At 59.4% G+C, this 25,564-nt stretch carries 24 protein-coding genes; 8 read left to right on the top strand and 16 right to left on the bottom strand.

Annotation, left to right across the window (positions count from 1 at the left end; genetic code table 11):
• The first annotated feature begins 44 nt into the window (after positions 1-44).
• Together ppdK and RUI03_RS11590 are read left to right on the top strand one after the other, a co-directional pair.
• Positions 45-2,714 (top strand): pyruvate, phosphate dikinase, encoded by a 2,670-nt coding sequence (ppdK, locus tag RUI03_RS11595; protein WP_317287626.1) that lies wholly within the window; start codon positions 45-47, stop codon positions 2,712-2,714.
• Between the two features lie 179 nt (positions 2,715-2,893).
• Positions 2,894-3,679 (top strand): cell wall hydrolase, encoded by a 786-nt coding sequence (locus tag RUI03_RS11590; RefSeq protein ID WP_317287625.1) that lies wholly within the window; start codon positions 2,894-2,896, stop codon positions 3,677-3,679.
• Between the two features lie 7 nt (positions 3,680-3,686).
• Here RUI03_RS11590 and nadC read toward each other — a convergent pair whose 3' ends face one another.
• The 7 genes from nadC to RUI03_RS11555 all read right to left on the bottom strand — a co-directional run bounded on the left by nadC (position 3,687) and on the right by RUI03_RS11555 (position 10,368).
• On the bottom strand, positions 3,687-4,541 hold the full coding sequence (gene nadC, locus RUI03_RS11585) for a carboxylating nicotinate-nucleotide diphosphorylase (protein WP_317287624.1): 855 nt from the start codon (positions 4,539-4,541) through the stop codon (positions 3,687-3,689).
• The gene (locus tag RUI03_RS11580; RefSeq protein ID WP_317287623.1) at positions 4,538-6,115 is read right to left on the bottom strand and encodes an L-aspartate oxidase; all 1,578 of its coding nucleotides are present in this window, start codon (positions 6,113-6,115) and stop codon (positions 4,538-4,540) included. The genes nadC and RUI03_RS11580 overlap by 4 nt, the downstream gene beginning before the upstream one ends.
• Before the next feature lies 1 nt (position 6,116).
• Positions 6,117-7,214 (bottom strand): quinolinate synthase NadA, encoded by a 1,098-nt coding sequence (gene nadA / locus RUI03_RS11575; protein ID WP_317287622.1) that lies wholly within the window; start codon positions 7,212-7,214, stop codon positions 6,117-6,119.
• 124 nt (positions 7,215-7,338) lie between these two features.
• A complete protein-coding gene (locus tag RUI03_RS11570; protein WP_317287621.1) occupies positions 7,339-8,475 on the bottom strand; it encodes an SPOR domain-containing protein in 1,137 nt (378 codons plus the stop codon).
• Positions 8,439-8,834 carry a hypothetical protein gene (locus tag RUI03_RS11565; protein WP_317287620.1) on the bottom strand — a complete coding sequence of 132 codons (396 nt, stop codon included), beginning with the start codon at positions 8,832-8,834 and terminating at the stop codon, positions 8,439-8,441. Before RUI03_RS11565 ends, RUI03_RS11570 begins: the two co-directional genes overlap by 37 nt.
• On the bottom strand, positions 8,819-9,277 hold the full coding sequence (locus RUI03_RS11560) for a hypothetical protein (RefSeq protein WP_317287619.1): 459 nt from the start codon (positions 9,275-9,277) through the stop codon (positions 8,819-8,821). The genes RUI03_RS11565 and RUI03_RS11560 overlap by 16 nt, the downstream gene beginning before the upstream one ends.
• Positions 9,278-9,420: 143 nt before the next feature.
• Positions 9,421-10,368 (bottom strand): NrtR DNA-binding winged helix domain-containing protein, encoded by a 948-nt coding sequence (locus tag RUI03_RS11555; RefSeq protein ID WP_317287618.1) that lies wholly within the window; start codon positions 10,366-10,368, stop codon positions 9,421-9,423.
• Between the two features lie 122 nt (positions 10,369-10,490).
• Between RUI03_RS11555 and RUI03_RS11550 the strand changes: the two genes are divergently transcribed.
• Positions 10,491-11,246, top strand: a complete 756-nt coding sequence (locus RUI03_RS11550) for a PEP-CTERM sorting domain-containing protein (protein WP_317287617.1) — start codon at positions 10,491-10,493, stop codon at positions 11,244-11,246.
• A gap of 42 nt (positions 11,247-11,288) precedes the next feature.
• Here RUI03_RS11550 and RUI03_RS11545 read toward each other — a convergent pair whose 3' ends face one another.
• From RUI03_RS11545 to RUI03_RS11510, 8 genes are all read right to left on the bottom strand, one after another.
• Positions 11,289-11,894, bottom strand: coding sequence for an HD family hydrolase (locus RUI03_RS11545; RefSeq protein ID WP_317287616.1), 606 nt, complete (start codon positions 11,892-11,894; stop codon positions 11,289-11,291).
• 71 nt (positions 11,895-11,965) lie between these two features.
• Positions 11,966-13,087 (bottom strand): beta-ketoacyl-ACP synthase III, encoded by a 1,122-nt coding sequence (locus RUI03_RS11540; protein WP_317287615.1) that lies wholly within the window; start codon positions 13,085-13,087, stop codon positions 11,966-11,968.
• 78 nt (positions 13,088-13,165) lie between these two features.
• Complete coding sequence (locus RUI03_RS11535) at positions 13,166-13,384, bottom strand: DUF2945 domain-containing protein (protein ID WP_410795945.1); 219 nt, start codon at positions 13,382-13,384, stop codon at positions 13,166-13,168.
• Positions 13,385-13,431: 47 nt separating this feature from the next.
• The gene (locus tag RUI03_RS11530) at positions 13,432-14,013 is read right to left on the bottom strand and encodes a DNA-3-methyladenine glycosylase I (RefSeq protein WP_317287613.1); all 582 of its coding nucleotides are present in this window, start codon (positions 14,011-14,013) and stop codon (positions 13,432-13,434) included.
• Entirely contained in the window at positions 14,013-14,825 is an 813-nt protein-coding gene (locus RUI03_RS11525) for a hypothetical protein (RefSeq protein WP_317287612.1), read from the bottom strand. The genes RUI03_RS11530 and RUI03_RS11525 overlap by 1 nt, the downstream gene beginning before the upstream one ends.
• Before the next feature lie 39 nt (positions 14,826-14,864).
• On the bottom strand, positions 14,865-15,233 hold the full coding sequence (locus RUI03_RS11520) for a cupin domain-containing protein (RefSeq protein ID WP_317287611.1): 369 nt from the start codon (positions 15,231-15,233) through the stop codon (positions 14,865-14,867).
• Positions 15,234-15,299: 66 nt separating this feature from the next.
• The gene (locus RUI03_RS11515) at positions 15,300-16,724 is read right to left on the bottom strand and encodes a DUF1501 domain-containing protein (protein WP_317287610.1); all 1,425 of its coding nucleotides are present in this window, start codon (positions 16,722-16,724) and stop codon (positions 15,300-15,302) included.
• A gap of 14 nt (positions 16,725-16,738) precedes the next feature.
• On the bottom strand, positions 16,739-18,361 hold the full coding sequence (locus RUI03_RS11510; protein WP_317287609.1) for a DUF1800 domain-containing protein: 1,623 nt from the start codon (positions 18,359-18,361) through the stop codon (positions 16,739-16,741).
• A 411-nt stretch (positions 18,362-18,772) separates the two neighbouring features.
• Between RUI03_RS11510 and RUI03_RS11505 the strand changes: the two genes are divergently transcribed.
• Both RUI03_RS11505 and rpsB read left to right on the top strand, forming a co-directional pair.
• Positions 18,773-19,522, top strand: coding sequence for a hypothetical protein (locus tag RUI03_RS11505; RefSeq protein ID WP_317287608.1), 750 nt, complete (start codon positions 18,773-18,775; stop codon positions 19,520-19,522).
• Positions 19,523-19,678: 156 nt separating this feature from the next.
• Positions 19,679-20,536: a 30S ribosomal protein S2 gene (rpsB, locus tag RUI03_RS11500; protein ID WP_317287607.1), complete on the top strand. Its 858-nt coding sequence runs from the start codon at positions 19,679-19,681 to the stop codon at positions 20,534-20,536.
• A gap of 218 nt (positions 20,537-20,754) precedes the next feature.
• Here rpsB and RUI03_RS11495 read toward each other — a convergent pair whose 3' ends face one another.
• A complete protein-coding gene (locus tag RUI03_RS11495; RefSeq protein ID WP_317287606.1) occupies positions 20,755-21,342 on the bottom strand; it encodes a VPLPA-CTERM sorting domain-containing protein in 588 nt (195 codons plus the stop codon).
• 363 nt (positions 21,343-21,705) lie between these two features.
• On the opposite strand from RUI03_RS11495, the gene tsf reads away from it, so the two are divergent.
• From tsf to pyrH, 3 genes are all read left to right on the top strand, one after another.
• The gene (tsf, locus tag RUI03_RS11490; protein WP_317287605.1) at positions 21,706-22,614 is read left to right on the top strand and encodes a translation elongation factor Ts; all 909 of its coding nucleotides are present in this window, start codon (positions 21,706-21,708) and stop codon (positions 22,612-22,614) included.
• A gap of 121 nt (positions 22,615-22,735) precedes the next feature.
• Positions 22,736-24,604, top strand: a complete 1,869-nt coding sequence (locus tag RUI03_RS11485; RefSeq protein WP_317287604.1) for a DUF885 domain-containing protein — start codon at positions 22,736-22,738, stop codon at positions 24,602-24,604.
• A gap of 172 nt (positions 24,605-24,776) precedes the next feature.
• Positions 24,777-25,505: a UMP kinase gene (gene pyrH, locus RUI03_RS11480; protein ID WP_317287603.1), complete on the top strand. Its 729-nt coding sequence runs from the start codon at positions 24,777-24,779 to the stop codon at positions 25,503-25,505.
• Positions 25,506-25,564 lie beyond the last annotated feature (59 nt).

Below are 25,564 nucleotides of genomic sequence, written 5' to 3'. Positions count from 1 at the left end.
TGTTTTGCGTTCAACAGGCCCAAGTTTGAACGGGAGAGATGGTCATGGCTCAATATATCTATAATTTTGGCGGTGGTTCGGCTGACGGCACCACGGACATGCGGAACCTGCTGGGCGGCAAGGGCGCCAATCTGGCAGAGATGGCGTCTTTGGGCCTGCCCGTTCCTCCCGGGTTCACCATCACAACCGATGTCTGCATCGAATATTACAAGAACGGTCGTCAGTATCCAGATGGCTTGAGCGCTGCCGTTGCCGACGCCCTCGCCCGGGTTGAGGACATTGTCGGCAAGAAATTTGGTGACGCCAAGAATCCGCTGCTCGTATCCGTCCGGTCGGGCGCCCGCGCGTCCATGCCGGGCATGATGGATACGGTCCTCAATCTGGGGCTCAACGACGAGACGGTTGAAGGGCTGGCAGAGCTGGCAGGCGATGACCGCTTCGCATTCGACAGCTATCGGCGTTTCATCCAGATGTATTCGGATGTGGTGCTGGGGGTCGATCATCACACATTTGAAGACATTATTGATACCTACAAGGACGAGCGGGACTATTTCCTCGACACGGACATGGGCGCGGACGACTGGCGCGCGGTTGTTGATCTTTACAAGGACGCTGTTGCCGAAGCGCTCGGTCGGCCATTCCCGACGGATGTCAACGAACAGCTGTGGGGCGCCATTGATGCGGTGTTCGGCTCATGGATGAACGATCGGTCGAAAACCTATCGCCGCCTGAACAACATTCCTGAAAGCTGGGGGACAGCCGTCAATGTGCAGGCGATGGTGTTCGGCAATATGGGGGATACGTCGGCGACCGGCGTGGCCTTCACGCGGGACCCCTCGACCGGTGAGAACAGCTATTACGGTGAATTTCTCGTCAATGCCCAAGGCGAGGACGTGGTGGCCGGCATCCGCACCCCCCAGGCCCTGACCACGAAGGCGCGGGCTGAGATGGGTTCGAACGACCCGTCCCTCGAAGAGGTCATGCCCGAGACGTTCAAGGAACTGTCGGACGTCTTTGCCAAGCTTGAGGCGCACTATGCCGATATGCAGGACATCGAATTCACAATCGAGCAGGGCAAGCTGTGGATGCTGCAGACCCGAAGCGGCAAGCGTACGGCCAAGGCAGCGCTGAAAATCGCTGTTGATCTTTGCCAGGAAGGCAAGATCACGGAAGAGCAGGCGGTGATGCGCGTGGGGCCGGCGTCGCTGGACCAGCTGTTGCATCCATCGCTCGACCCCCATGCGCCGCGCGATCTTCTGACCAAGGGCTTGCCCGCCTCCCCAGGGGCCGCGTCAGGCGAGATCGTTTTTTCTGCTGACGAAGCGGAGAAGCGCGCGGCCGATGGTCATAAGGTCATGCTCGTCCGTACAGAAACAAGCCCTGAAGACATTCACGGGATGCATGCGGCCGTCGGCATTGTTACCGCCCGCGGGGGGATGACCTCTCATGCCGCGGTCGTCGCACGCGGCATGGGCCGCCCTTGCGTCTGCGGTGCGGGGGAGTTGCGGATCGAACGGGACGGTTCGGGCGCAACCATTGGCGGACGTGCCATCAAGGCCGGGGATATGCTGACCATCGACGGCTCAACCGGTGAGGTTTTCTTTGGCGAAGTGCTGACGGTCCAGCCCGAACTGTCTGGCGATTTTGCCAAGGTGATGGAGTGGGCGGATAAATGCCGCCGCATGAAGGTGCGGGCCAATGCGGAAACGCCGCTTGATGCGCAGACGGCACGGGATTTTGGTGCAGAAGGCATCGGCCTTTGCCGCACTGAACACATGTTCTTCGAAGCAAGCCGCATTCTCGCCGTGCGCCAGATGATTCTGGCCGAAACCGAGCGCGGTCGCCGGTCGGCGCTCGAAAAGCTGCTACCGGTACAGCGCAGCGATTTTACCGAACTGTTCGAGGTGATGGCGGGCCTGCCAGTTACCATCCGCTTGCTTGATCCGCCGCTGCACGAATTCCTGCCTCACACCGATGCCGAGATCGTTGAGGTGGCGGAAGCCACCGGCGTGGACCCGGACGTCTTCCGGCGTCGGGCGCGTGAGCTTGAAGAGGCGAACCCCATGCTCGGGCATCGGGGGTGCCGTCTGGGGATCACCTACCCTGAAATCTACGAGATGCAGGTGCGGGCGATCATGCAGGCGGCCTGCGACGTGGCCAAGGCATCCGGCGAATCGGTTGTGCCCGAAATCATGGTGCCGCTGGTTGCGACGGTATCAGAGCTGCGCATCCTGAAAGCGCGGATCGAGGCGGTGGCGAAAGAGGTCTTCACTGAAAAAGGCCAGACGCTGGAATATACCATTGGCACGATGATCGAGCTGCCGCGCGCGGCCCTGACGGCGGACCAGATCGCTGGAGAAGCTGAGTTTTTCTCCTTCGGGACGAATGATCTGACCCAGACCACCTTCGGGCTCAGCCGGGACGATGCGGGGTCATTCCTGCCGTCCTACGTTCGGGCCGGCCTGCTGGAGCAGGACCCCTTTGTCAGCATCGACCGCGATGGCGTCGGCGCTCTGGTGGAAATCGCGGTGGAGAAGGGGCGGCGCGTCAAGCCGGACCTGAAACTGGGCATTTGCGGCGAACATGGCGGCGATCCCCTGTCGATCGACTTCTGCGAAAGGGTGGGTCTCGATTATATTTCCTGCTCACCATACCGGGTGCCTATCGCCCGTCTGGCCGCGGCCCAGGCCGCTGTTTCGGCCAAAAAAGGGTAAACGCACACCCTTTTCCCGGGAGCTTTCCGCAAGCTTTTCCCGGGAGCTTGCCGCAAGATTGCGCGCAGATTACGGCTTTTAGAGTCGCCAAACTCGTTTCGGGTCTCTAAAGGCGTCGCTGCTGACGAAAGACAAGACAGCGGCCCAGCCGCTGACACCGGAAACTTACGAGCAAGACCATGACAGACACGATCACCGGGGCGCCGCTTTGGCGTGCGCTCAAGCGACCGACGTTTTTCATCGTGGCCCTTCTGTCGGCCGTGATGGCCACAGATGTCCCTGCACGCGAAATGCCGGCGCGCTCTGCATCCAGTGCCGAATTGGTGCGACGGTTCGATACCGTGCGCATGGACATCCTTTCACTGGCCAATGCTGTTGGCAAGGTCCTGCCGCCGCTTCCTGCAGCCCCTGCAGCCGATCCCTTCATGCAGCTGACGAAAGTGGGCATTGACGGTATCGACCTGAAGAAGACGGCTGAGCGTCTGGGCGTCGATCTCAACCTTGTAGCGGGTCTCGACCTTTCGCAGATCAATTTTGCCTCCATCGACAAGGCCGAGCGCACATGTCTGGCCCAGGCGATCTACTACGAGGCGCGCAATCAGAAGCCGTCAGGGCAGATGGCCGTGGCTGATGTGGTGCTGAACCGCGTGGCGTCCGACCGGTATCCCGACACGATCTGCGGTGTGGTGTTTCAGGGCAGCGAGCGGCGCACCGGCTGCCAGTTCTCGTTCACTTGCGACGGTTCGATGGACAAGGCCGTCGAAGAAGACGTCATGTTCCGTAATGAAATTCTTGCCACGGCGATCATGGGCGGCTTCCGCCTCCCGCTATCGGGTGAGGCCACGAACTATCACGCGGCCTATGTCGATCCCTATTGGGCGATGACGTTGGATCAGACCCGGACGATCGGTGACCACGTTTTCTACAAGCGTGGACGCAATTTCCAGGTCGCAATGGCGAACTGAGGCGGGCCTAGCCCAGCGTCAGATCCAGCCCGATGTCGAGATTGGGCGCCGAATGTGTCAGACTTCCCGATGAGATGATGTCGACCCCTGTCTCGGCGATGGCGCGGACCGTTTCAGCCCGCACATTGCCCGACGCTTCAAGAATCGCCTGTCCCTGCGCCAGCGCAACAGCCGTGCGCAGCATTTCAGGGCCCATATTATCCAGGAGGATAATGTCTGCCCCTTCGGCGAGGACCTGTTCCAGCTGGGCGATCGTGTCCACTTCGATCTCGATCTTCACCGTGTGACCGACCGAGGTCTTGGCGGCGCGCAGGGCCGGACCAATGCCGCCGGCCGCGACGATGTGATTGTCCTTGATCATCACCGCGTCATGCAGGCCAAAGCGGTGGTTCATGCCGCCGCCGCACTTCACCGCAAATTTCTGCAGCGCGCGCAGGCCGGGCAGTGTCTTGCGGGTGCAGGCGATCTTCGCCTCGGTCCCCTCCACGAGGTCGACCAGATGGCGCGTGGCTGTCGCGATGCCGCTCATATGGCCAAGGAGGTTCAGGGCCGGGCGTTCTGCCGTCAGCAAGGACCGCGCATTGCCGATCACAGTCATGATGGTGTCACCCGGTGCAAGGCGCTCGCCATCCCGCTTGGTGATGGCGACGGCGAGCGACGCATCGACATGGTGAAAGACCATCTCGGCCACAGCGACACCTGAAACGGTGCCAGCCTTGCGCGCATTGATGTGTGCCGTCGCCGTCACATCGTCCGCGATCGTCGCCAGTGTCGTGATGTCCCCAGCGTCCCCCAGATCTTCGGCCAGCGCCGTTTCGATCAGGGGCCGGATGGATGCATAGGGTAGGGGGAAGGGGGTCATGGGGCCTCTCCCCCGGCAATACTCGCCTTGGCATGCGCTTCGGCAAAGCGGATGACGGGATTGCCGTCTTCGCCCTTGACCGTCAGGCTGTGTACTGGCGGCGCAAGGTCGGGAAAGTCACTGCGCTGGTGCGCCCCGCGGCTTTCGAGCCGTTGCCTGGCCGCCTGCGTCACGAGACGAGCGGCGAGGAGGGCGAGATAATCGCCCTGCGTCACGGTCTCCGTCTTTCCGATCAAGGAAAGAACCGCATCAAGACCGTCATCGCTGCGCAACAGGCCACATTGCAGCGACATGGACTTCCGCACTGCGCCGATATTGTCGGCTGGTTTGATCGGTCGCGGCGGCGCGGGGTCTTCGACGCTCATCTCCACAGACTCGGGATTGGCCTTAAGCAGCGCTTTTGCCGCGCGATCACCGAAGACAAGCGCTTCAAGTAGCGAATTGGACGCGAGCCGATTGGCGCCATGGACGCCCGTGCTTGACGCTTCACCAACGGCCCAGAGGCCGCGTTTGGTACTGCGCCCGTCCAGATCGGTCAGTATGCCCCCCATATGATAATGCGCCGCCGGGGCGATGGGGATGGGGTGAATGGCCGGGTTGATGCCCGCCTCCATGCACGCCGCATAGACGGTGGGGAAACGATCCTTGAAGGACAGTCCAATGGCCTGGCGTGCGTCAAGAAAGGCCTCGCCGGTCTCGGCAATCGCTTTGGCAACGCCGCGCGCGACCACATCGCGAGGGGCAAGCTCTGCGTCCGGATGAATGGCGGTCATGAACCGGCGCCCATGGGCATCATGCAGAGTGCAGCCTTCGCCGCGAAGCGCTTCGGTCGCAAGCGGCGCGGGGTCCTTGCCGATATCAACGCCGGTGGGGTGAAACTGGACGAACTCCATGTCGCGCAGCACGGCGCCGACATCATAGGCCATGGCGAGACCCAACCCTTGCGCCCGCAAGGGGTTGGTGGTGACCGCATACAGGCCGCCGATCCCGCCGGTGGCCATGACTGTTTCCTGGGCTGTGATCAGAAGCGGCGACTGGGTTTCTACGTCCCAGACGCGGGCGCCGACCACGCGGTCGTCTTCGGTCAGCAACTGATGCGCGATCATCCGTTCGTGCAGATCGATATGCTCGGCTTCGCGCGCCCGGTCCAACAGGACACGCATGATGGTCGCGCCGGCTTCATCGCCACCGACGTGAACAATGCGATCAAGCCCATGGGCGGCTTCCCGCCCGAGTTTTAATTGTCCGTCTGCGGTGTGGTCAAACGGCACGCCCATGGCAAGGAGGTCACGGATGCGCGCGGGTCCGGCTTCGCACAGGATACGCGCCGCCTCTTCATCAACGAGGCCTGCACCGGCTGCAATGGTGTCAGCCATGTGCAGGGCCGGGGAGTCCTCCTGCCCCATCGCCGCGGCGAGACCGCCTTGCGCCCAGGGAGAAGAGCCGCCTTGGCCCACCGGTCTTGCGGAAATGACCGTGACCGGGTGCGGCGCCATTTTAAGGGCGGCGTAGAGGCCTGCGACCCCTGCGCCGATGATCAGGACACCGCCGTCTGCGGCGCGACGCGCAGTCATCTCAGCGATGCTCGATCGCAATCACGTCCCGGTCGGCATGAGGCCGGAAATTCGTGGCGGGTCCTGACAATGGCAGGTCCACCATGCGCTGAACCGCGAGCCGCGCTTTCTCCGCAATCACAGGGTCCACATGCACTTCGTGAGTCATGGTCTCCAGCGCGTGCAGAATATTCTCCAGCGTGATGCGCTTCATGTGCGGACACAAATTGCAGGGGCGGACGAACTCGACGCCCGGGTTTTCCAGCGCCACATTATCCGACATCGAACACTCTGTGATCAGCACAACGTTCTTGGGCTGCTCGGTCTTCACGTAGCCAGACATGGCGGAGGTCGAGCCGGCGAAGTCTGCTTCGGCCAGCACCTCGGGGGGGCACTCGGGGTGCGCTAGCACCACGACACCGGGGTTGCCGGCACGGATTTCGCGAATGTCCTCTGCGGTGAACCGCTCATGCACTTCGCATGCGCCAGCCCATGTGATGACTTTCTTGTCCGTCATCGCCGCCACATTGCGCGCAAGATACTGGTCCGGGATCAGAATGACCTGATCGGTGCCCCACTCGGCGCAGATATGCTCGACCACCTGCACAGCGTTTGACGACGTGCAGCAGATGTCGGTCTCGGCCTTCACATCGGCGGTCGTGTTCACATAGGTGACGACAGGCACGCCGGGATAACGCTGTTTCAACAGCCGAACGTCAGCACCCGTAATAGAGGAGGCGAGCGAACAGCCAGCTTCCATCGACGGGATCAGGACGGTCTTCTCTGGCGAGAGGATCTTTGACGTCTCGGCCATGAAGTGAACGCCCGCCTGGACGATGACCTGGGCGTCGGTCGCGGCGGCTTCTTTCGCCAGCTGCAGGCTGTCGCCGCGGAAGTCGCCGACGGCGTAGAAAATATCCGGCGTCATGTAATTGTGCGCCAGGATCACCGCATTCTTCTCGACCTTCAGGTCGTTGATGCGGGCGATGGTCGGGGCGTGCAGATCCCATTCCAGACGCGGAATAAGGTTAGCGACGCGGTCGTACAGATGATCGGTCTTGGCGCGGACCTCGTCCGTTAACGCCAATGGGACTTCTGCTTCAAATCCGTGGGCAGGCATGTGACCCTCCTCACTTTTGCTCATAAAGAGAATATGGGTGCTCACCATATGCCCATCAAGAGCAAAACGCAAATCGATTTCTCAGGGGAGGATTTGGCGCAAATTTGAGGCGGGACGAGGGGTTCTAGCTTCCCGTCACGAAACAGCCGTCTGGGACATTGCGACACATCTCGTCGGCTTCTTCCTTCGGCATGGGTCCGACAAGGAGGCGGTAAATCACGCCGCTGGTCTGTTCCACCGTGCGAATTTCCGTCGCGTGGCGTCCAAACGCGGTGTTCTGTTGCGACCCCAGGGCCATGCGGGCTTCGGCGAGACGCAGATAGGCGCGGCTTTCTGTCGAGAAGGCGCCGAGCTGGGCGTATACACCATTACCCTCGGTTAACCTTAATGACTGAGTGTTTAATAAAGACGACTGGCGGACGACCGGATCCTGCCGCGCATCGACGATAGCGATGGCTTCTGGTTCGCGTACCGGCGCAGCATCTGTCACGACACGGGTCGCGTTGGTAGCCGCCTCGGCCACAACAATCTGAGGCGGCGCGGTACGGACCGGTTCAGGTGCTGGTTTCGCGGCGGCAAGAGCGGTGACGGCCTGAGCGCGCGGTTTTGCTGCCGCAGCACCTGGGGTCGGCAATGGCGCATCTTCGGCAGGCATGCCGAGCATCATCGGCTGCGCCAGTTCCTCTTCTTCAAGAAAATCGTCGGCGCTGGCGAGCGGCTCAGGGGTAGGCAGCGGCGCCATGGTTGCCGGGGCGGGGCGCGCTGCGGGCGCCGCCGGCTGCGATTGCGCTGGTGCGCCATATCCGCTGTCAGCAAAACTCTGATCTGGCGGCATCATCGATCCCATACGGAGGAGCTCAAGCTCCATCTTGAGGCGGGTCATTTCCAGCTCATAGAGCTTCGTACAGTCGACGCGCTTACGCTTGCCGCCGCCCAGGGGGACGACGACCCGGCCGTAAAGAGATGTGGAGGTCCGTTCGTAGACGTCTTCTGATCCGATGACGCCCATGTCCACATACGGACCGCCTGAGGCGACCGCGGACTGACAGCTTACCCCACCTGCGCCACGGATAATATCCTGGCCGCCGACGGTAGGGGCAGTGGGGAGGAAAACCGAATTCTGATTGTAGACGGAGCTTTGCGACGGCACGATGATCTGCTGCCCGGTATTGGCATCGATCGCCTGCTGCGCAAAACTCGCTGAAAAGCTGAACGCCAGAGGCGTTAGAGCGAGCGATAGACTACGCGATATTTTCCGCATACCCGACCTCTCATGCCCGTTCCCGCCCCGAATGTCGGGTTGGATGTCGCGCAGATAAACAGCATGCGTGCTTCTTCAGCCTCGCGCTGGGGAACAAAGAAATAAAGACCGATCGACCCGCCCGGTGCCATAGAAACCTGACGGCGAACCATCTGGATATCTGGCAGGGGCTGCCAGTCCATGTCATAGGCTTCGAGCGTGAATCGCTTGGCCCGTTCATAGGGATTCTGCAGCGTAATGCTGATATTGCCCCGTTCTGCAAACGTGACGATGTCAGCCTTCATGGGCAACAGAGACTGCGCGAACGCAGTCCCTGTCAGCAAGAAGACACTCAGTGCAGAAATTACGATGTTGAGCATGTCACGGTCGTTGTCAGCTGGTAAGAACCGGCGGCGTAGGTGCCGACGCTTTTGGTGGCAGATGCATCGACAGTGATCGTTGTCTCACCGGCGTTGATGGCGGTCTGGACGCCGGCATTGACGCCGCTGGCCGTGGTCGCACCACTTGCGGCGTAGGACGCGGCAAAGGTTGTGTTGGTGTCGGAGCCAGCAGGCGCCGAGTCAAAGGCGGTCGGTGCGGAAACGGTGACCTGATAGGCCGCGCTGTTTGCCGTCACGGCTGCATCACCTGCGCTACCGCCTGCTTCTGTACTCGACAGCACAGTGCTGTCGGTGCTGGCAGCAATCGTACCGGCCGAACCGGCAACGACGGTGCAGGAATCTGCGATGGTCCCGTTGAAGATCACGTCATCGGACTGCGCAAATGCGACGCCCGAGAGTCCGCCAACGAAAACGGCAGACATTGCCAAAGTCTTTTTCATACTAACTCCAATACGCCACATGGAATGGCAGTCACTCCGCCCTCGTTCATACGAACTATGGCTCCTGAAGAGTGATGTACGGGAGCAGTTTCAATTTAACGTAAAACTATTCGTCGAAATTGATGCTAGTACGGTAGCTTGTCTTCACGAAGACGCGGCAAAGTAAGCCCAGGGGCGAATCTCTCGCTGGCCAGACGACTAGCGCGATATAGCGCGGCTGGTCTGCCGCCCGTATCAGCAATGTTTTCAGTCTTTTGCACCAGTTTTGCCGTCTCAAGACTCCGCCGGAAATTCTGCTTGTGCACTTCGAAGCCGAGGACGGATTCAACCGACGCCTGAAGGGCTGTTAGGGTAAACAATTCCGGCATCATCTGAAATATTATTGGACGATAGCGTAGTTTTCCACGCAACCGGCTAATGGCTGTGGCAAGAATGCGGCGATGGTCTGAAATCATGGTCTGACCGCTACCGGCCGGCAGTGTGACGGTCGATGACAGTTTATTGTCCCGCACCGCTTCCTCGACAAGACCAGCTTCGTACATGAGCTCGTAGCGCTCAAGCACCCGTTCTTCTTCCCAAAGAATATCATCAAGGCCGAAACTGGCCTTCAATCGGCCATAGCGTTCCGGTGTGTTGGCCCACTGGCGCAGTGGCGTCATGATTTCCGACAGGGCCGGTGGCGCACCGGCGCGCCAGTCCTCCCACGGGAAATAGTCGTACCAGTCACGCCATGCGGTCTTTTCCCGGGTGGAAACCGCCATTTCAGGTGACAGTCCCAGATAGCCGATCGATACGATGCGGTCAGAGGGGTCGCTATTGGCCATGCTGGGACGGGGACTTTCCCTTCCCATATCGCCGAACGTGTAAAGCTGTTCGACGTAACCAAGCGGTAGCGAGGCCTGGCGTTTGACGAAGTCCCGCAAGCCGATCTCGAAGGTGCGATGCCGCGACGGGTCGAACTGGCCAAAGGGAAGACCCCAGCCGCCCTTGCGCTCCACACACAGAACCTTGGGCCCGTCGGCACTGATAGCCGCCAGGACGGCGTTCAATCCGATCAGAAGACGCTGTTCCATGTCTGCCGTCTATGATCGCCGTCAGCGATTGTCACACGAAATCCCGCCGTTGGGAAAACCCATTGACTAACAACACGTTAATGTTAGGTTTGAGGCGCTTTTATTCTAGGGGAGAGCAAATAGTGTTTTTAAAGACAATTACCGGTTTGACCGTGGGTGCATGTGCGCTCATCGGTGGAGCCTTCGCGGCACCTGTCGCTGTCGATTTGTCCACTTGGGTTCAAGATGGCAATGGCAATTGGATCTTGGCTGGAGACAGTGCGAGCGTCCTGCAGACACGGAACAGTGCGCCGACGGTCTATCACAACAATCAGAGCAGCCAGGGTAAAGCCCTTGCCGGGACCATCAAGGTTGAGACTTCGTCTGATGATGATTTCATCGGTTTTGTGCTGGGCTACACCCAGGGCGATATCGATGGATTGTCCGACACCGACTACATCCTCGTGGACTGGAAACAGGGCACGCAGGGCGGTTGGGACAGAGGCATGTCCATCTCACGCGTCACCGGCCGCATCCAGTCGAGCGGCACTGATACGAATGCTGATCAGTGGGACCACGTCGGCAATGTTGAATTTCTTGCCCGCGCCAACACGCTTGGCAGTACCGGGTGGGCGGACAATACCGAGTACAACTTCGCTATCGAATTTACCGCATCGGTGATCCGCGTCACTGTCGATGGCAATCTTGAATTCGAATTGTTCGGGTCGTTCTCAGACGGCGCATTTGGTTTCTACAACTTCTCGCAACCGGATGTCCGCTATGCGGGGATCACTGAGGAAGTCCTGCCGCCTGTACCCCTCCCAGCCGCTTTGCCGCTGATGGCCGCGGGGCTCGGGGTTGTCGGGTTCGCCCGCCGCAAGGCAAAGGCAGCTCGGTAATCGTCAGCTTCGTCTGGTAAGTAAGAGCAGCCGCCTGATTGTTCAGGCGGCTGTTTCTTTTTGCATCAGCGCTTCAAACATCTGAAGATACAGACGCTGACTATCTTCGGCGCTCAGTGCACGAATAATCAGGGGCTCGATCGTTTTTGGGACCGGAAAGAACTTCTGCGCTTCGCCAACCTCGAAGCCCGCAATTTGCGTGGCTTCGAAAAAGGCGCAGGCGCGATCGGCTTTCTTGATCAGCTTCTCGACTGTCTGGGGCAATTCCGGCGGCAGGCCAAAGCGGATGTGGATGGCACGCTGCAGCCCGTGCTCGACGTTGCGATAGCTGTCTCCCAGCGCTGCCTTGAACGGTGAGATCATGTCGCCAATCACATATTCAGGGGCATCGTGGAGGAGGGCAGCCAGCTGCCATTTGATCGGCCAGTCCGGCTTCATCTGTACACACATGTCCGTCACGATGACCGAGTGCTGTGCGACGTTGAAGGGAAGCGGACCTGTCGTCTGTCCATTCCACCTTGCCACCCGGGCGAGCCCGTGGGCAATGTCTTCGATCTCAATGTCGAAGGGAGACGGATCGAGAATGTCGAGCCGACGGCCGGATAACATGCGCTGCCAGGCGCGGGGCGGGGGAGAGGTCGAGTTCATGGGGCACGCCTTTACACAGGATCGCGCCTGCCGTCAGCCCGTGGGCGGGCGGCAGCTTTCCCCAGACGGGGTCAGTTGGCCCGGACCACAATCGATCCGGCAGAGTATCCAGCGCCAAAGCCTGAGATAACGCCGATATCGCCCGGCTGGAGGTCGGAGCGATGCTTATGGAAGGCGATGATCGACCCCGCAGACGACGTGTTTGCGTACTCATCGAGGACCACAGGAGCTTCATCTGTGTCAGGATCATGTCCGAGAACGCGCTTGGCGATGAGCTGGTTCATCGACAGGTTCGCCTGGTGCAGCCACAGACGCCGGATCTGATCCGATTGGATGCCCAACTGATCCACATGGTTGGCGATGAACTCACTGACCATCGGGACGACTTCCTTGAACACCGACCGACCCCGCTGTTTGAACAGCTTGTCGGTACCGGCATCATCAAGGTTGATGACGCTGTCCGTCGCCGGATCCAGGAAACCCATATTGTTGCGAATGTTGTTGGAGAACTGTGTGATCAGTTGCGCGTCGAGAATATCGAAACTGCCCGCGCCGTCGTCATCCGGCCCACCGATGATCATCGCCGTAGCGACATCACCAAAAATGAAATGGCCGTCCCGGTCCTTGAAGTTCAGATGAGCCGTGCAGATTTCAGGATTGACCATCAGTACACGGCGAGCACCCGTCTGAATAAGTCCAATGGCGGTGCGAATGCCAAACGCTGCCGATGCGCAAGCTACATTCATGTCAAAGGCAAAACCACCAATGCCGAGGGCACTCTGCACCTCGACCGCCATGGCGGGATATTGCCGCTGCATGTTGGAGGCGGCACATATGACGGCATCAATGTCGTCGGGGCCGAGATCGGCATTGGTCATGGCCTCACGGGCGGCGTTGAGCGCCATCTCTGCCATGATCGAAATCTCATCATCGCCGCGGACGGGTAATTTGGGCCGCATGCGTTGCGTATCCAGAATACCCGCCTTGTCCATGACGAAGCGCGACTTGATGCCTGAGGCCTTTTCAATGAACGCCGCGGATGAATGGGTCTTCGGCTCGTCATCGGGGTGCGCGGCGTTCCACTGATCAACAAAGCCGTTATAGCTTTCGACCAACTCGTCATTGGAAATGCTGTTGGGCGGCGTGAAGAGGCCGGTGGACAGGATACGGGCAATGGGGGGATGTGACGTCATGGGGTCCGGTGCTTTGGTGGCTTTTTGTCGGATGCCCCACCATGCGCCGCTGACCCCGTTATGACAAGGAAGGCACCATCAGGCCTTTGAGAGTTCTGAATGACTCTTCATGACCCGGTCTCCGTCGTCCTGCTTGATCATGTACGCAGGATTGTCGTTGTCGGCGTCGCGGGTCACTTCATTGCCGTCGATGGTGCGGGTCACCTTTTCAGTAAAGCTTTCCTGTACCTCGCCGGTCCCGGTGCCATTGCCCCAGTTCCATTTGACCTTGGTGCCCTTGTTATAGCTCTTGCTCATCATCATTCTCCTTTGATGCAAGAAGAACGTGGCATCTTCGGGGATGTTCAGCGCTGCGACGCCATGGCGCGGCAGTCAGCATGTCGGGGGCAGGCGGTCAGATGATCATTGACCATGCCGACGGCCTGCATGAACGCATAGACGATCGTGGGCCCGCAGAATTTGAAGCCGCGCGCTTTCAGATCCTTGGACAGGGCATTGCCTTCAGGGGAGGTGGCGGGCACCTCCGCCGTCGTTGTCCAGTTATTCTGCAAAGGCGAGCCATCGACGAACGACCACAGATGGGCGGAGAAATCCTGGCCTGCGTCGGCCATGTCGCACCATGCGCGGGCGTTGGTGATGGCGCCTTCGATCTTGCCGCGGTGGCGAACGATGCCGGCGTCCCCCAGAAGGCGGGTGACATCCTTCTCGCCCCATTGCGCAATGCGCACGGGATCAAACCCTTCAAACGCCGCGCGGAAATTCTCGCGCTTGTAGAGGATCGTCCGCCAGCTCAGACCCGCCTGGAAACCGTCGAGGATCAGCTTTTCATAGAGCGCCCGGCTGTCGCGTTCGGGAACGCCCCAGTCGGTATCATGATAGGCCGCATAGAGCGGATCATCATCGGGAGCCCAGGGACAGCGCAGCATCAGGACACATAATCCGGTCTGATGAGCGACGCGACGCCGCCTTCGGGTGTTGTGACCTGAAGCTGGCCGTCCTCGGTTTCGAACCGGTCAAGTGAGACCATCGCCGTTCCTGTGTCTTCTGCGACACTCGTCACCGTGCCGACAATACGGTCCTCATGCTTGAGGGATTGCCCCTTTTGCAGGTCCGTACCGCGGACCAGCCATGTCCGTTTGCGAATGCTTCCTTTACGGAACATCCGGCTGGCGACTTCCTGTCCGACGAAACATCCCTTCTTGTGGTCGATGCCGTGGAGGAGGTCGAGATTGACATTCAGAGGAAAGACCTCCGCCTCGTCATAGGCGTCCCCGAAGGTCGGGATACCGGCCGTCACCATGGCGCGGTGATAGGCGGGCTCATCCGCGGGCTCTGCAGGGCCTGAAACAATGGCGCGGTAACCCAGCGTTGGCAGACGCGGGTCAGCAGACGAGGTCAGGACATTGTCGCCGCTGATCGGTTCAGCGCTGACGGCAACGTGCATGTCATTCGCCTCTTCGATCACGACCTTGGCGCGCAGCCTGTAAAGCATCATCTTGCGGCGAAACGCGTCGCCGCGACCGGGCACCAGGTCGATAAAAACCGCCTCGTCCGTCCGGGTTAGGAACATCGTATCAAGGATCTTGCCCTGCGGCGTCAGGAGTGCGCCATGCATCATGGCACCGGCGGACAGTTTCTCAACATTGCAGGTCAGCAGTCCTTGAAGAAACGTGACGACGTCCTCGCCACTCATCTTGATGATATCGCGGGTCAGGTCCGTATTGGGAATGTGGATCATGCCCGCCCTATAAACCCTAATGAGAAGGGACGACAGACCCTAGTGATGTTCCGCGGCGTCCGCCTCGGCCTTGGTCCGGTGCAGCGTGCCCACAGGCTCCTCAGGTGGCGTGTATACCGTGAACAACTTGAGCGGCTTGCTGCCAATATTGATGAAATTATGGACGACCCCGGCCGGCACGATCACCAGCGCGCCCTTCTGCAGCTTGAAGGTCTCATCCCCGATAATCGCCTTGGCGCGGCCCTCAGTGAAGATCAGGACCTGATCAACGTCGTGGCTTTCCTCACCAATCTCATCGCCGGGCTCGACACTCATCAGGACCAGCTGAGAGAAATCGTGGGTCGAAATCTCCTGCCTGAAATAGGGGTTTCGTTTCGTCCGCTTGAAGATATTTTTCTCAAAAAACATCGCGCCCCTCACTGAGTGCATTCCGCCTGGAATGTTTGCACTGCAGCGAGATTTGCGCAAGCGGGATCAGATGAACTTGAGGTCCGTGTCCGAAAAATTCCCGATGTTCGGGAAGATGTCCGGCAGATCCGATGCAGAGGCGCCGAACCAGCGGGCCAGGGTTGCGGCAAACTGATCCACGCCCGTGGAGGGTAGCAGCCGTCCCTGTCCCACCTGGTCTTCTGTCTCAAGGGACACATGGGGCGCCGTGCCGTAGTACTGGCCGCCCTTGACCGCGCCGCCCACGACAAAGTGGTGGCCGCCCCAGCCATGGTCCGATCCGTCCGCGTTGCGCCCAAAGGCACGGCCGAAATCGGACGCTGTAAAGGCGGTCACCTGATCGGCAACGCCAAGCTCAACCGTCGCCGCATAGAAGGAGGACATGGCCTCATCGATCTTGGCGAGGAGGGCGGGGTGGTTCTCCATCAGAAGATCGTGATTATCGAACCCGCCAAGCGATGCAAAGAAAACCTGGCGCTTCGCCCCAAACGCCTTCCGTGCGCCAATCAGCCGCGCAATGATCTTCATCTGGTCGGCCAGTTCATTGTCACCCGGCGAGGTGTCAAACGGCGTGTTCATCTGCACCCGGTTCAACGCGCCATTGACGATGCCTTCCATGCGGATGGACCGCTGGGTGACCTTTGCGAATTCGTTCTCCAGCATATGGTCCGATGGCCGCGTGATCAGATATTTCATCGCATCGCGGATGGATTCCGGCACGGCCGGATTGTTGATGGCGCCGATGGCAATCGCCCCGTCCGGGCTGATCTGATATTGAAGAGCGTCATTGCCGGACACAAAGACAGCATTGCCACTGGCCGAAATGCAGGTCAGCAGCGATTCATCATTGCCATCCAGGACCATGTCGCCCAGCCGTCCGCCCCAGCCGACGGTTGAGCCCTCGCTGCCCAGCGACTGCCACACCGACTGCTGGTCATTGTGGGAGAACAGCTTGGGCGGCAGGGGATAGGCTGTCTTGTTCGGGTTGTTATATTGCGCCAGGGTCAGCGGGGTGATCAGCGGGCCGACATTCAGCTGGATGGCCGCATGGCCGTGGTCGAACAGGGACTTCATGCCCTTCAGGTTCGGGTTCAGCGCATACTGAATATCATCGGTCAGGGTCTGTTGCGCTACCGGCTTGAGAGCCATGGGCAGGATCTCATCATGGCCATAGGCGATCCCGCCCGCCTGACGGCCATCACTGCCGCCCCGGATGGCGTGGTATTTATCGTAATTGGCCAGATCGACCGGGATGACCGTGTTGCCGAAGTCATTCCCGCCATAGAGGAAGATACAGACCAGCGCCTTGTAATCGGTCGCGCCCGCTGCGGCGGCATTGGCCAGACCGTTGAGTTGAAGGGCGAGGGGCGCAGCTGCGCCCATCATGCCAAGCTGACCGGTGCGGCGGATCAGTTCGCGGCGAGAAATCGGGCCTTTGGGTATGAATGTCATTGTCCGTCTCCCGCCTATTTCTGAATGATGTATTCTGGTGACGCCATGACGAGCATCAGGGCGGCGACCCACATCTGCCGTTTCAGCTTCGGCGTCACTTCCTGATTCTGTCCGGCGTTTTCCAGCGCGGTAGTCATCACCAGCTTGGTCTCATCGGAAAGCTGCCCTGCGGTCATGTGCAGGTCGAGCCAGTCAATGACCGCTGAGACATCAGTGCCCAGGTCTGGTACCCGGTCATAGGTCGGCTTCACATCGTTATAGCCGGTATTGATCATCCAACTGAGGAAATTGATATAGCCAGCGGTGGAGCTCTCATTGTGGATCTGAAACTCCGGCGCTTCGATCCCCTCCTTCGCCATCTGCGTTTGCGGCGGCACATAGCCGGGACGGAAATAGTTGAAGACCGATGGCGCGCGCAGGGGACTCTGGCCCAGTGACCGGTCGTCACGCGCCGTGCTGTGCATCTCCCATTTGTTGTTCTCGGATTTCACACCCACCGTATGCGCCCATTGGGTCAGGCGCAGCACGGGTTCGCGCACCTTGCCCAGAATCGCGCCGTCTGTTCCTGGCATGGCCCGCGCCTCGGGATCCATCAGGACAGCGCGCCAGACGGCCTTGAGGTCGCCGCGTACGCCCTTGCCATTATCAGCAAAGGTATCGGCCACCCGTTTGACATAGGCAGGGCTGGGGCTGCCGGTCACCAGACGCTGGATCATCTGATAGCTGAAGAATGGTCCGGTATTGGGATGGTTGAACAGATGGTCGAGGGCCTGGCCCAGTTTTACCTTGGCATCCGTTCCGCCCGGAATGGTCAGCCCAAGGAAGGTCACGTCCATATAGGAGTGGTTGGCCCGCGTCACCTTCATCGAGTCGCGACAGAACTCTGTGCTCGGCACGGGATAGCTCAGCCAGTCCACATCGTGCTTGGTCACATTGTCGAAATTGTGGTCGTAGCCGGTAAACACTCTCGCCAGATTGACAATGTCATCCTGCGTGTATGTCTCGATCGGCTGGCCATTCGCATCAAGGCGCAGTGTGCCGTCGGGGTTCAGTTCATAAAGCCCGATGGTGAACAGCTGCATGATCTCCCGCGCGTAATTCTCGTCGGGCTCGCGGCCGGTCTCCTTGTCTTCTTTCAGGTTGCCCTTGGTGTTCAGGTACATGCCCATGGCGGGATTGAGCGTCACGGCCTCCAGCAGGTCGCGGAAATTGCCAAAGGCATGCTGGTTCAGCATGTCCCAGTACCCGGCGATCATGTAGGGCGGCCAGAACCCCTCGATCGGGTTGAGGGAGACGACAAAGAATTCCGACAGGGCGAAGGAGGTGCGGCGCCGCACCTGGTCCGGCGCGGTCAGGAACTGGTTCCACGCCATATGGTCGCCCATCATGGGCCAGAAATATTCACCCTTCGGTGTGATGGCGCCATAGCCGGCTTCATCAAGCCAGTCCGAGCCACTCTGACCCGGCTTGACCTTGAACTGTTCGGAGAGCCAGCCGTCAAAGCCCAAGCGCTGCACTTCGGCGATTTCCAAGGGCCGGGCCGAGAACTGCGCCTGCAGCAGGAACCGCGCGGCCTCTTTTTGTGAAATTGTCGTTTCATCCGCACTGGATGCAAACGCGCCCCAACTGCCGTCCATGGCGTACTCCCGTTCGTTGCCCCTGACCGGTCTGACGCCGGTTTGTCTGGGGAAAGCGTAGGGTGGAGAAGGGACGCATGGCAAGGGGCGGGAAGGAAATCAGTCAAGGGCGACAAGCAGATAGTTGACCGCGAAGACGGCCTTGGCTCAGGCTCATTGAGTTCACATTTTGGTACGCACGCAGAAAGGGTGACCGACTTTTGTCCGATAAATTGTTCGCGTCGGTATGCGTCGCCGTGTTCCTGAGCGCATGCAGTTCAACCGTGCAGCCCGTTGCACCCTCTTTGGTAGCAACCGTTCGGCAAGAGCGTGTCGTTACTTTTGCTGCAGCCTCTTCGATATTTGCCGTCACCACTGATCGTGTAAACGACCAAGACATGGTTCTTATTTGATACGGGTGCAGAGCGATCGTTGCTATTAAATAAAGAACTGTTGGAGGCAGATGCAGCGAAGGAGGACACTGTCGCCGTCCGGTTCAACGGTGCACGCGGGCGTAGGCAAGAAGCCTCCATCCTGAGCAATGCGACAGTGTTATTTCGAGGTGCGGCATTGACCTACAGCTACCTCATGGCCTCTACCGTTCCATTGGTGGTGGGGGATAATCTGGTGGCGGGCGCTTCCCCGGGAATAGTTATCGGCAACGACGCCCTCGTCAGATTCACTTTGGGCGGTGACGCCTCGACAGACCGACTGTTTCTGGCCCCGGCAAACTGCTGGCCCGCGTCAGATATTGTGGTGCCTGTCGTCTACCGCAAACGTGGACCCGTGCTGGAGCAAAACGTCTCCGTGAAAGGCCGTCTACTACGAGATGCCCTCGTGGACACCGGATCCGGCTACGATCTCCTTGTGTATGACGACCGCCGCTTCGACCAGCTGGTAGAAGCAGGACATGAAGTTGTTCAATATGCTCATGTCAGCGGGGTATCGGATGGCGTCGAACTTCAAAGCGTGTCCGTGCGTGTCGCCGGCATCCAAGTCATGGCTAACGTCGTCTATAGTAGAGAAGAAGACGCGCCGAACGGGATAACGAGCCTGCTCGGCGCACCGATCTTGATGGCGCAGGGCTTCAGCGTACGCAAAATCGACGAGAACACTGGTGAATTGCGCCTCGCCGCTGATTGGACCGACGTTCAATGCGCGGACAGTTCGACGACACGTTGATTTATAATTTCCTTGCCAACCCCGCATCCCTGCTGTACTCGCGCGCCATTATAAATCCCCACGCGGGGGACATACTTCGGTGGTGACGGGCCGCTTCCTTCGGGAAGAACGTCACTTCCTCCCCGCGGCGGCTCAACCGAAGGAGTGAAGCTCGCTATGTCGATGCCTGAATTCTCAATGCGTCAGCTACTGGAAGCTGGCGTGCACTTTGGCCACCAGACCCACCGTTGGAACCCTCGCATGGCGCCGTATATCTTCGGCGATCGTTCGGGCATCCATATTCTCGACCTTTCCCAAACCGTTCCTCTGCTGCACCAGGCCCTCGTCAAGATCCGTGACGTTGTTGCCGGTGGTGGCCGCGTTCTGTTTGTTGGCACCAAGCGTCAGGCCCAGCAGCCGATCGCTGAAGCCGCTCAGCAATGCGCCCAGTACTACATGAATAACCGTTGGCTCGGCGGCACGCTGACCAACTGGGAAACGGTTTCGAACTCCATTCGCCGCCTGCAGGCCATTGAAGAAATTCTGGAAGGGAACGCCAAAGGGCTGACCAAGAAAGAACAGCTTCAGATGACCCGTGAGCACGAGAAGCTTGAGCTGTCGCTCGGCGGTATTCGTGAGATGGGTGGCCTGCCTGACATCATGTTCGTCATCGACGTGAACAAGGAAGACATCGCCATTAAGGAAGCCAAGAAGCTTGGCATCCCTGTTGTCGCCGTTGTCGACACCAACTGTTCGCCAGAAGGCGTAGACTACATCATCCCTGGCAATGACGACGCCAGCCGCGCGATCAGCCTGTATTGCAACCTGGTTGCTGACGCAGTTGTCGACGGCATCGGCGCTTCGGCTGTCGCCATGGGCGCGGACCTTGGTGAGCTGGAAGAGCTGCCAGAAGAAGCGGCCATGATGGGCGCGCCTTCCGAGCAGGGCATGGTTGCCAATGACGCTGCAGAAGAAGTGGCCGCTGAGCAGGCGGACGCTGCTGCTGCGGAAGCAGAAAAGCAGCAGGGCGCATAAGCCTCGCTGACGCCTATATATAATGTGTCGAAAAGGCGCCCTCCGGGGCGCCTTTTTTATTGGCAGCTTTTGTCTCGGCGCCGCCCCGCACGCAATCGGATCGGCTAACGCTGCGAGCCATCTCTGCATTCAGGGCCGCCCAACAAAAAAGGGCCCGGCGAACCGGACCCTCTTGAAGCTTTTAGCCTTTACCGCACCCCTGAGGGTACGACTACGACTTAGGCAATTTTCTTGCGGCGACGTGCAGCTGCGGCACCAGCAATTGCTGTACCGAACAGAACGGCAGCAGCAGGAACTGGCACAGCATCAGCCAGCAGGCGGATGTTGTAGTCGCCAGTGAAGGCTGCGTTCACCGATTGGCCAATGCCCGTGACTTGGAAGAACACTTCCGTGCCAGCTGGCAGAGCAAAGTTGTACAGTGCAGCTGGGTCGAATTCAGCGCCGGAATCGTCGGTCAGCGTGATTGGGCCGAACAGCGAAATGGTCTGCGCAGCATCACCGAAGAACTCGACGGTGAAGTTGCGGATGCCAGCTGGGAAGCCTGTAGTGTCGTTGACGTCGATCGACATCTGGACGTTGCCCAGGAATGCGCCCGTCATGAACGAGCCAGTGTTGTCAGCAGCGACCAGCGAGCCGGACGTGACAACAGAGCTGTTGCGAATGCTGACGGCAGAGCTTGGGCTCAGCATTGGCGTGCCAACGCCGTCAGTGTCAGTGACCACAACCGCAGCTTGGGCAGCTGGAGCAGCAGCGAAAGCGGCCAGGCCGAGGACTGCCGCAGTTGTAAGGGATTTCAGATGTTTCATAGTACTTTACTTCTCACTTGCGGGTTTCGAATACGACAGACCGCGCGGTGGGACCCCCTACGGCATGTCTTGTCGTAACAACGCAATAATAGCACCGTTGGGTCCACAAAAAACACAAAATGAGCAAATATTTTAGCAATTTGTTGAGAATACAGCTATTTAGCAGATAATTGCGCTGTAATTAACCTTAACAGCGCCGATTCTCACCGCGAAGCTTACATATGTTGTCCTCCTGCTCACGGCAAGGGGGTGCCCTTTACCTGTTCCTGGACAGGTTGGGGTTGACCGCGAGGCACGTTTGGGACCAAAGGCGCCGGTCAGATTTCCCTCGTTCAATAACGAGACGAACCCAAGGAGACCCCAATGGCTGCAATCACCGCCTCGATGGTGAAAGACCTGCGCGAAAAAACCGGCGCTGGCATGATGGATTGTAAAACGGCGCTGCAGGAAAACGATGGTGACATCGAAGCTGCGGTCGACTGGCTGCGGAAAAAAGGCCTGTCGAAAGCGGCAAAAAAGGCTGGCCGTACCGCGGCTGACGGCCTCGTCGCCTATGCGGTCGACGGCAATAAAGGCGTGGTCGTCGAGGTCAACTCCGAGACGGACTTTGTGGCCCGGAATGAGAAATTCCAGAATATGGTGGCCAACATCGCCGATGTGGCGCTGAGCGTCGATGGTGACATCGAGAAGCTGAAAGCAGCCGACTATCCCGGCGCTGGCAAATCCGTCGAGGACCACATCACCGAAATGGTGGGCTCGATCGGCGAGCACATGTCCGTTCGTCGCAGCGCCAGCCTGTCCGTGAGCCAGGGCGTCGTCGTTCCATACGTGCACACGCAGATTGCAGACCAGGCCGGCAAGATCGTCGTCCTCGTGGCACTTGAGTCTGCTGGTGACGCGGATGCCCTGCAGTCGGTCGGCAAGCAGATCGCCATGCACGTCGCGGCCTCGCGTCCGTTGGCCCTGTCGGTCAATGATCTTGATGCCACCGTCGTCGAGCGTGAGAAATCGGTCCTTGCCGAACAGGCCCGCGCTTCTGGCAAGCCTGAGCAGATCATCGACAAAATGGTCGAAGGCCGCATGCAGAAATTCTACGAAGAAAGTGTTCTTCTTGAACAGGTCTTCGTCATTGACGGCGAAACCCGCATCAAGGACGTCGCCAAGAATGCAGGCGCTGAGCTGAAAGGCTTCATCCGTATGGAGCTGGGCGAAGGCGTCGAGAAAGAAGAAAGCGACTTCGCTGCAGAAGTTGCTGCCATGAACAAGGGCTGAGATCACTGAGCCTCGCTAGAAGAAAGCCGGTCTTCATTGGAGGCCGGCTTTTTTCATGCCTCCTCTTCCCATGGGGCGAGGCGCGTTTTACTGTTCATCGATAAATAGACTGGAATTGTATATGACCCGAACATGTTCGAGCCTTCTCGTCCTCATTCCCCTCCTGATGGCCTGCGGCGAGAGCGGCACCTCTCAACCGTCTTCAACGACTGCCACCGAAACGGCGGCTGCGTCCGCCGAGGCGACTCAGTCTGAAAGCGAACGGCTGAACGCCTGGTTCGATGTCGTTTATGAAGAGCAGATCCTGCGCAGCCCGCTGACCCTGACGTCTCTGGGCCGCAAGGAACGCTATGACGAGTGGGACGATTTCACTGCCGCGGCTGGCCGCGACGAGGCTGAGTGGCTTCAGGCAAAAGCCGACGAAATGGCGGCGCAGTTCGACTATGACGCGCTCGATGACGAAGCCAAGATGTCCTACGATCTGTGGACCTATCAGGCAGACCGGGCGATGGCTGGCCTTGCCTTTATCGATCATGGATTCATTTTCGATCAGATGACCGGGATCCATTCCCTGTTTCCGACCTATCTGATCAATTTCCACAAGGTCGACACGCTCAGCGACATGGAAGCCTACATCGCCCGTCTCGAGGCGATCGACCCGGCGGTTGTGCAACTGATCGCACGGGGCGAAAGCGCGATCGACACCGGCTATCACTCACCGAAATTTGCCAATGAGATCGTGCGGGAAGAAAGCGCGAAGATCATCTCCGGCGCGCCGTTCGATGAGGGCGATGACTCAAGCCTCTATGCGGATGCCAAGGCCAAGATCGCGGCTCTCCTCGACGCTGGAACGATTGATCAAGCCAAGGCGGATGAGCTGACCGAAAAGGTCGAAGCGGCGCTCGTTGGTCCGGTTGCGACGGCCTATGGCCGCATCATTACCTTCCTTGAGGATGACCTGGCGAACGCCCCGGAGGAAGCGAGCGGTATTGGCGGCATGCCGGACGGCCAGGCCTACTATGCCTATCGCCTGCAGCAGAGCACGACGACCGACATGTCCCCCGAAGAGGTGCATCAGCTGGGCTTGAGCGAGATCGAGCGCCTCACGGCTGAAATGAACGGGCTCAAGGAAAAGGCCGAGTTCGACGGCACGTTCGAAGACTTCGTCACCTATATCAAGGAAGCCGAGTGGAACTACTATCCGGACACGGATGAAGGGCGTCAGGCCTATATTGACGATGCCACGGCGGCGATCGACAACATCAAGGCCGAGCTGCCGAATTATTTCGGCATTCTGCCGAAGGCTGATCTGGTCGTGAAGCGTGTTGAGGCGTTCCGGGAGCAGGACGGCGCGGCGCAGCACTATTTCAACGGCACCCCTGATGGGTCTCGCCCGGGCGTCTACTATGCTCACCTGTCTGACATGACGTCGATGCCGAAGAACCAGCTTGAAGTGATCGCCTATCACGAGGGGCTGCCGGGTCACCACATGCAGATTTCGATCGCGCAGGAACTCGACAGCGTGCCGCAGTTCCGCACGCAATATGGCTCGACTGCCTATATTGAAGGCTGGGCGCTTTATACGGAGTACCTCGCCAAGGAGATGCCGAACACCTACGTTGATGTCTATTCTGACGCAGGGCGGCTCTCTTCAGAAATGTGGCGGGCGATCCGGCTGGTCGTCGATACGGGCCTGCACGCCAAGGGCTGGACAGAAGAAGAGGCGATCGCGTTCGCCCAGCAATATTCGGCCCGCTCCCGCACAACCATCCAGTCGGAGGTGCGGCGCTACATCGTCATCCCGGGCCAGGCCACAAGCTACAAGATCGGCATGCTCAAAATTCTCGAGCTGCGCGAAAAAGCCCGCACGGAACTTGGTGAGCAGTTCGACATCCGCGATTTCCATGATGTGGTGCTGGGCGGCGGTGCATTGCCACTGTCCCTGCTGGAACGCCGCGTCGATGAATGGATTGCAGCATCAAAAGCCTGATGATGAGGGGAGGGCGGCAGGCGCCCTTCCACTTGTCCGTATATGGATGGACGCGGGAGGGGGCACTCTTCCCGCGTCCTATTTGTTTGCTGTTTCCCAAAGAGCTGACTTGAAGCGCTAGCCAATCTGGGAAGCATCTGGTATGCGCCGAAAAATTCTGGTGAGGCCCCCGATGAGCGTTTCTTCCTCGACCCCCCGCTACAAGCGTGTCTGTCTGAAAATTTCCGGCGAAGCCCTGATGGGATCCAAGGAATTCGGTATCGACCTCGACACGGTGGAACGGATTGCGGAAGAGGTGAAGCAGGCCCGGGACCTCGGCATGGAAATTTGCATCGTCGTTGGCGGTGGCAATATTTTCCGCGGTCTCCAGATGGCCGCCAAGGGCATGGAGCGCGCCAGCGCCGACTATATGGGCATGCTCGCCACCGTGATGAATGCGCTCGGCCTTCAGAACGCCCTTGAATCCATCGGGGTCGAGACCCGGGTCATGTCAGCTATCGAGATGACGGCTGTGTGTGAGCCCTATATCCGGCGCCGTGCGCTGCACCACATGAGCAAGGGCCTTGTGGTGATCTTCGCTGCCGGTTCTGGCAACCCATTCTTCACCACGGACACCGCCGCCGCCCTGCGCGCCGCTGAAATGGGCTGTGACGCGCTGATGAAGGGCACTCAGGTTGATGGCGTCTATTCCGCCGACCCCAAGAAAGACCCGAACGCCGAGCGCTTCGACCATCTGACCTATATGGATGTCTTCAAGCAGGACCTGAAGGTGATGGACCAGGCCGCCATCGCCATCACGCGTGAAAACGGCATCCCGATCGTTGTGTTTTCCCTCGCCGACGGCGGGATCCATGGCGCGTTGACGGGCTCAGGCCGGTTTACGGTCATCTCCGACAATTGATGTCCCCTGCCGCGGCCGGCTTGCGGAAATGAACGGTTTGTTTTGCGGCCCGCCTTGGG

It is taken from the genome of Parvularcula sp. LCG005 (genome assembly GCF_032930845.1).
Lineage (GTDB): Bacteria > Pseudomonadota > Alphaproteobacteria > Caulobacterales > Parvularculaceae > Parvularcula.
The sequence above is the reverse complement of the archived record's forward strand: the minus strand, read 5'-3'. Positions and strand labels throughout refer to the sequence as shown.

Coding starts and splice junctions, on each gene's coding strand:
- nadA (WP_317287622.1), bottom strand. CDS start 7,214: ATGCCTGCCCACGGATTTGAAGCAGAAGTCCCATTGGCGTTAACGGAC.
- RUI03_RS11540 (WP_317287615.1), bottom strand. CDS start 13,087: ATGACGTCACATCCCCCCATTGCCCGTATCCTGTCCACCGGCCTCTTC.
- RUI03_RS11520 (WP_317287611.1), bottom strand. CDS start 15,233: ATGTTTTTTGAGAAAAATATCTTCAAGCGGACGAAACGAAACCCCTAT.
- RUI03_RS11545 (WP_317287616.1), bottom strand. CDS start 11,894: ATGAACTCGACCTCTCCCCCGCCCCGCGCCTGGCAGCGCATGTTATCC.
- RUI03_RS11560 (WP_317287619.1), bottom strand. CDS start 9,277: ATGTCTGCCGTTTTCGTTGGCGGACTCTCGGGCGTCGCATTTGCGCAG.
- RUI03_RS11515 (WP_317287610.1), bottom strand. CDS start 16,724: ATGACATTCATACCCAAAGGCCCGATTTCTCGCCGCGAACTGATCCGC.
- RUI03_RS11495 (WP_317287606.1), bottom strand. CDS start 21,342: ATGAAACATCTGAAATCCCTTACAACTGCGGCAGTCCTCGGCCTGGCC.
- RUI03_RS11590 (WP_317287625.1), top strand. CDS start 2,894: ATGACAGACACGATCACCGGGGCGCCGCTTTGGCGTGCGCTCAAGCGA.
- RUI03_RS11565 (WP_317287620.1), bottom strand. CDS start 8,834: ATGCTCAACATCGTAATTTCTGCACTGAGTGTCTTCTTGCTGACAGGG.
- RUI03_RS11570 (WP_317287621.1), bottom strand. CDS start 8,475: ATGCGGAAAATATCGCGTAGTCTATCGCTCGCTCTAACGCCTCTGGCG.
- RUI03_RS11555 (WP_317287618.1), bottom strand. CDS start 10,368: ATGGAACAGCGTCTTCTGATCGGATTGAACGCCGTCCTGGCGGCTATC.
- pyrH (WP_317287603.1), top strand. CDS start 24,777: ATGAGCGTTTCTTCCTCGACCCCCCGCTACAAGCGTGTCTGTCTGAAA.
- RUI03_RS11525 (WP_317287612.1), bottom strand. CDS start 14,825: ATGATCCACATTCCCAATACGGACCTGACCCGCGATATCATCAAGATG.
- RUI03_RS11535 (WP_410795945.1), bottom strand. CDS start 13,384: ATGAGCAAGAGCTATAACAAGGGCACCAAGGTCAAATGGAACTGGGGC.
- RUI03_RS11580 (WP_317287623.1), bottom strand. CDS start 6,115: ATGACTGCGCGTCGCGCCGCAGACGGCGGTGTCCTGATCATCGGCGCA.
- tsf (WP_317287605.1), top strand. CDS start 21,706: ATGGCTGCAATCACCGCCTCGATGGTGAAAGACCTGCGCGAAAAAACC.
- nadC (WP_317287624.1), bottom strand. CDS start 4,541: ATGACCCCCTTCCCCCTACCCTATGCATCCATCCGGCCCCTGATCGAA.
- RUI03_RS11485 (WP_317287604.1), top strand. CDS start 22,736: ATGACCCGAACATGTTCGAGCCTTCTCGTCCTCATTCCCCTCCTGATG.
- rpsB (WP_317287607.1), top strand. CDS start 19,679: ATGTCGATGCCTGAATTCTCAATGCGTCAGCTACTGGAAGCTGGCGTG.
- RUI03_RS11530 (WP_317287613.1), bottom strand. CDS start 14,013: ATGCTGCGCTGTCCCTGGGCTCCCGATGATGATCCGCTCTATGCGGCC.
- ppdK (WP_317287626.1), top strand. CDS start 45: ATGGCTCAATATATCTATAATTTTGGCGGTGGTTCGGCTGACGGCACC.
- RUI03_RS11510 (WP_317287609.1), bottom strand. CDS start 18,361: ATGGACGGCAGTTGGGGCGCGTTTGCATCCAGTGCGGATGAAACGACA.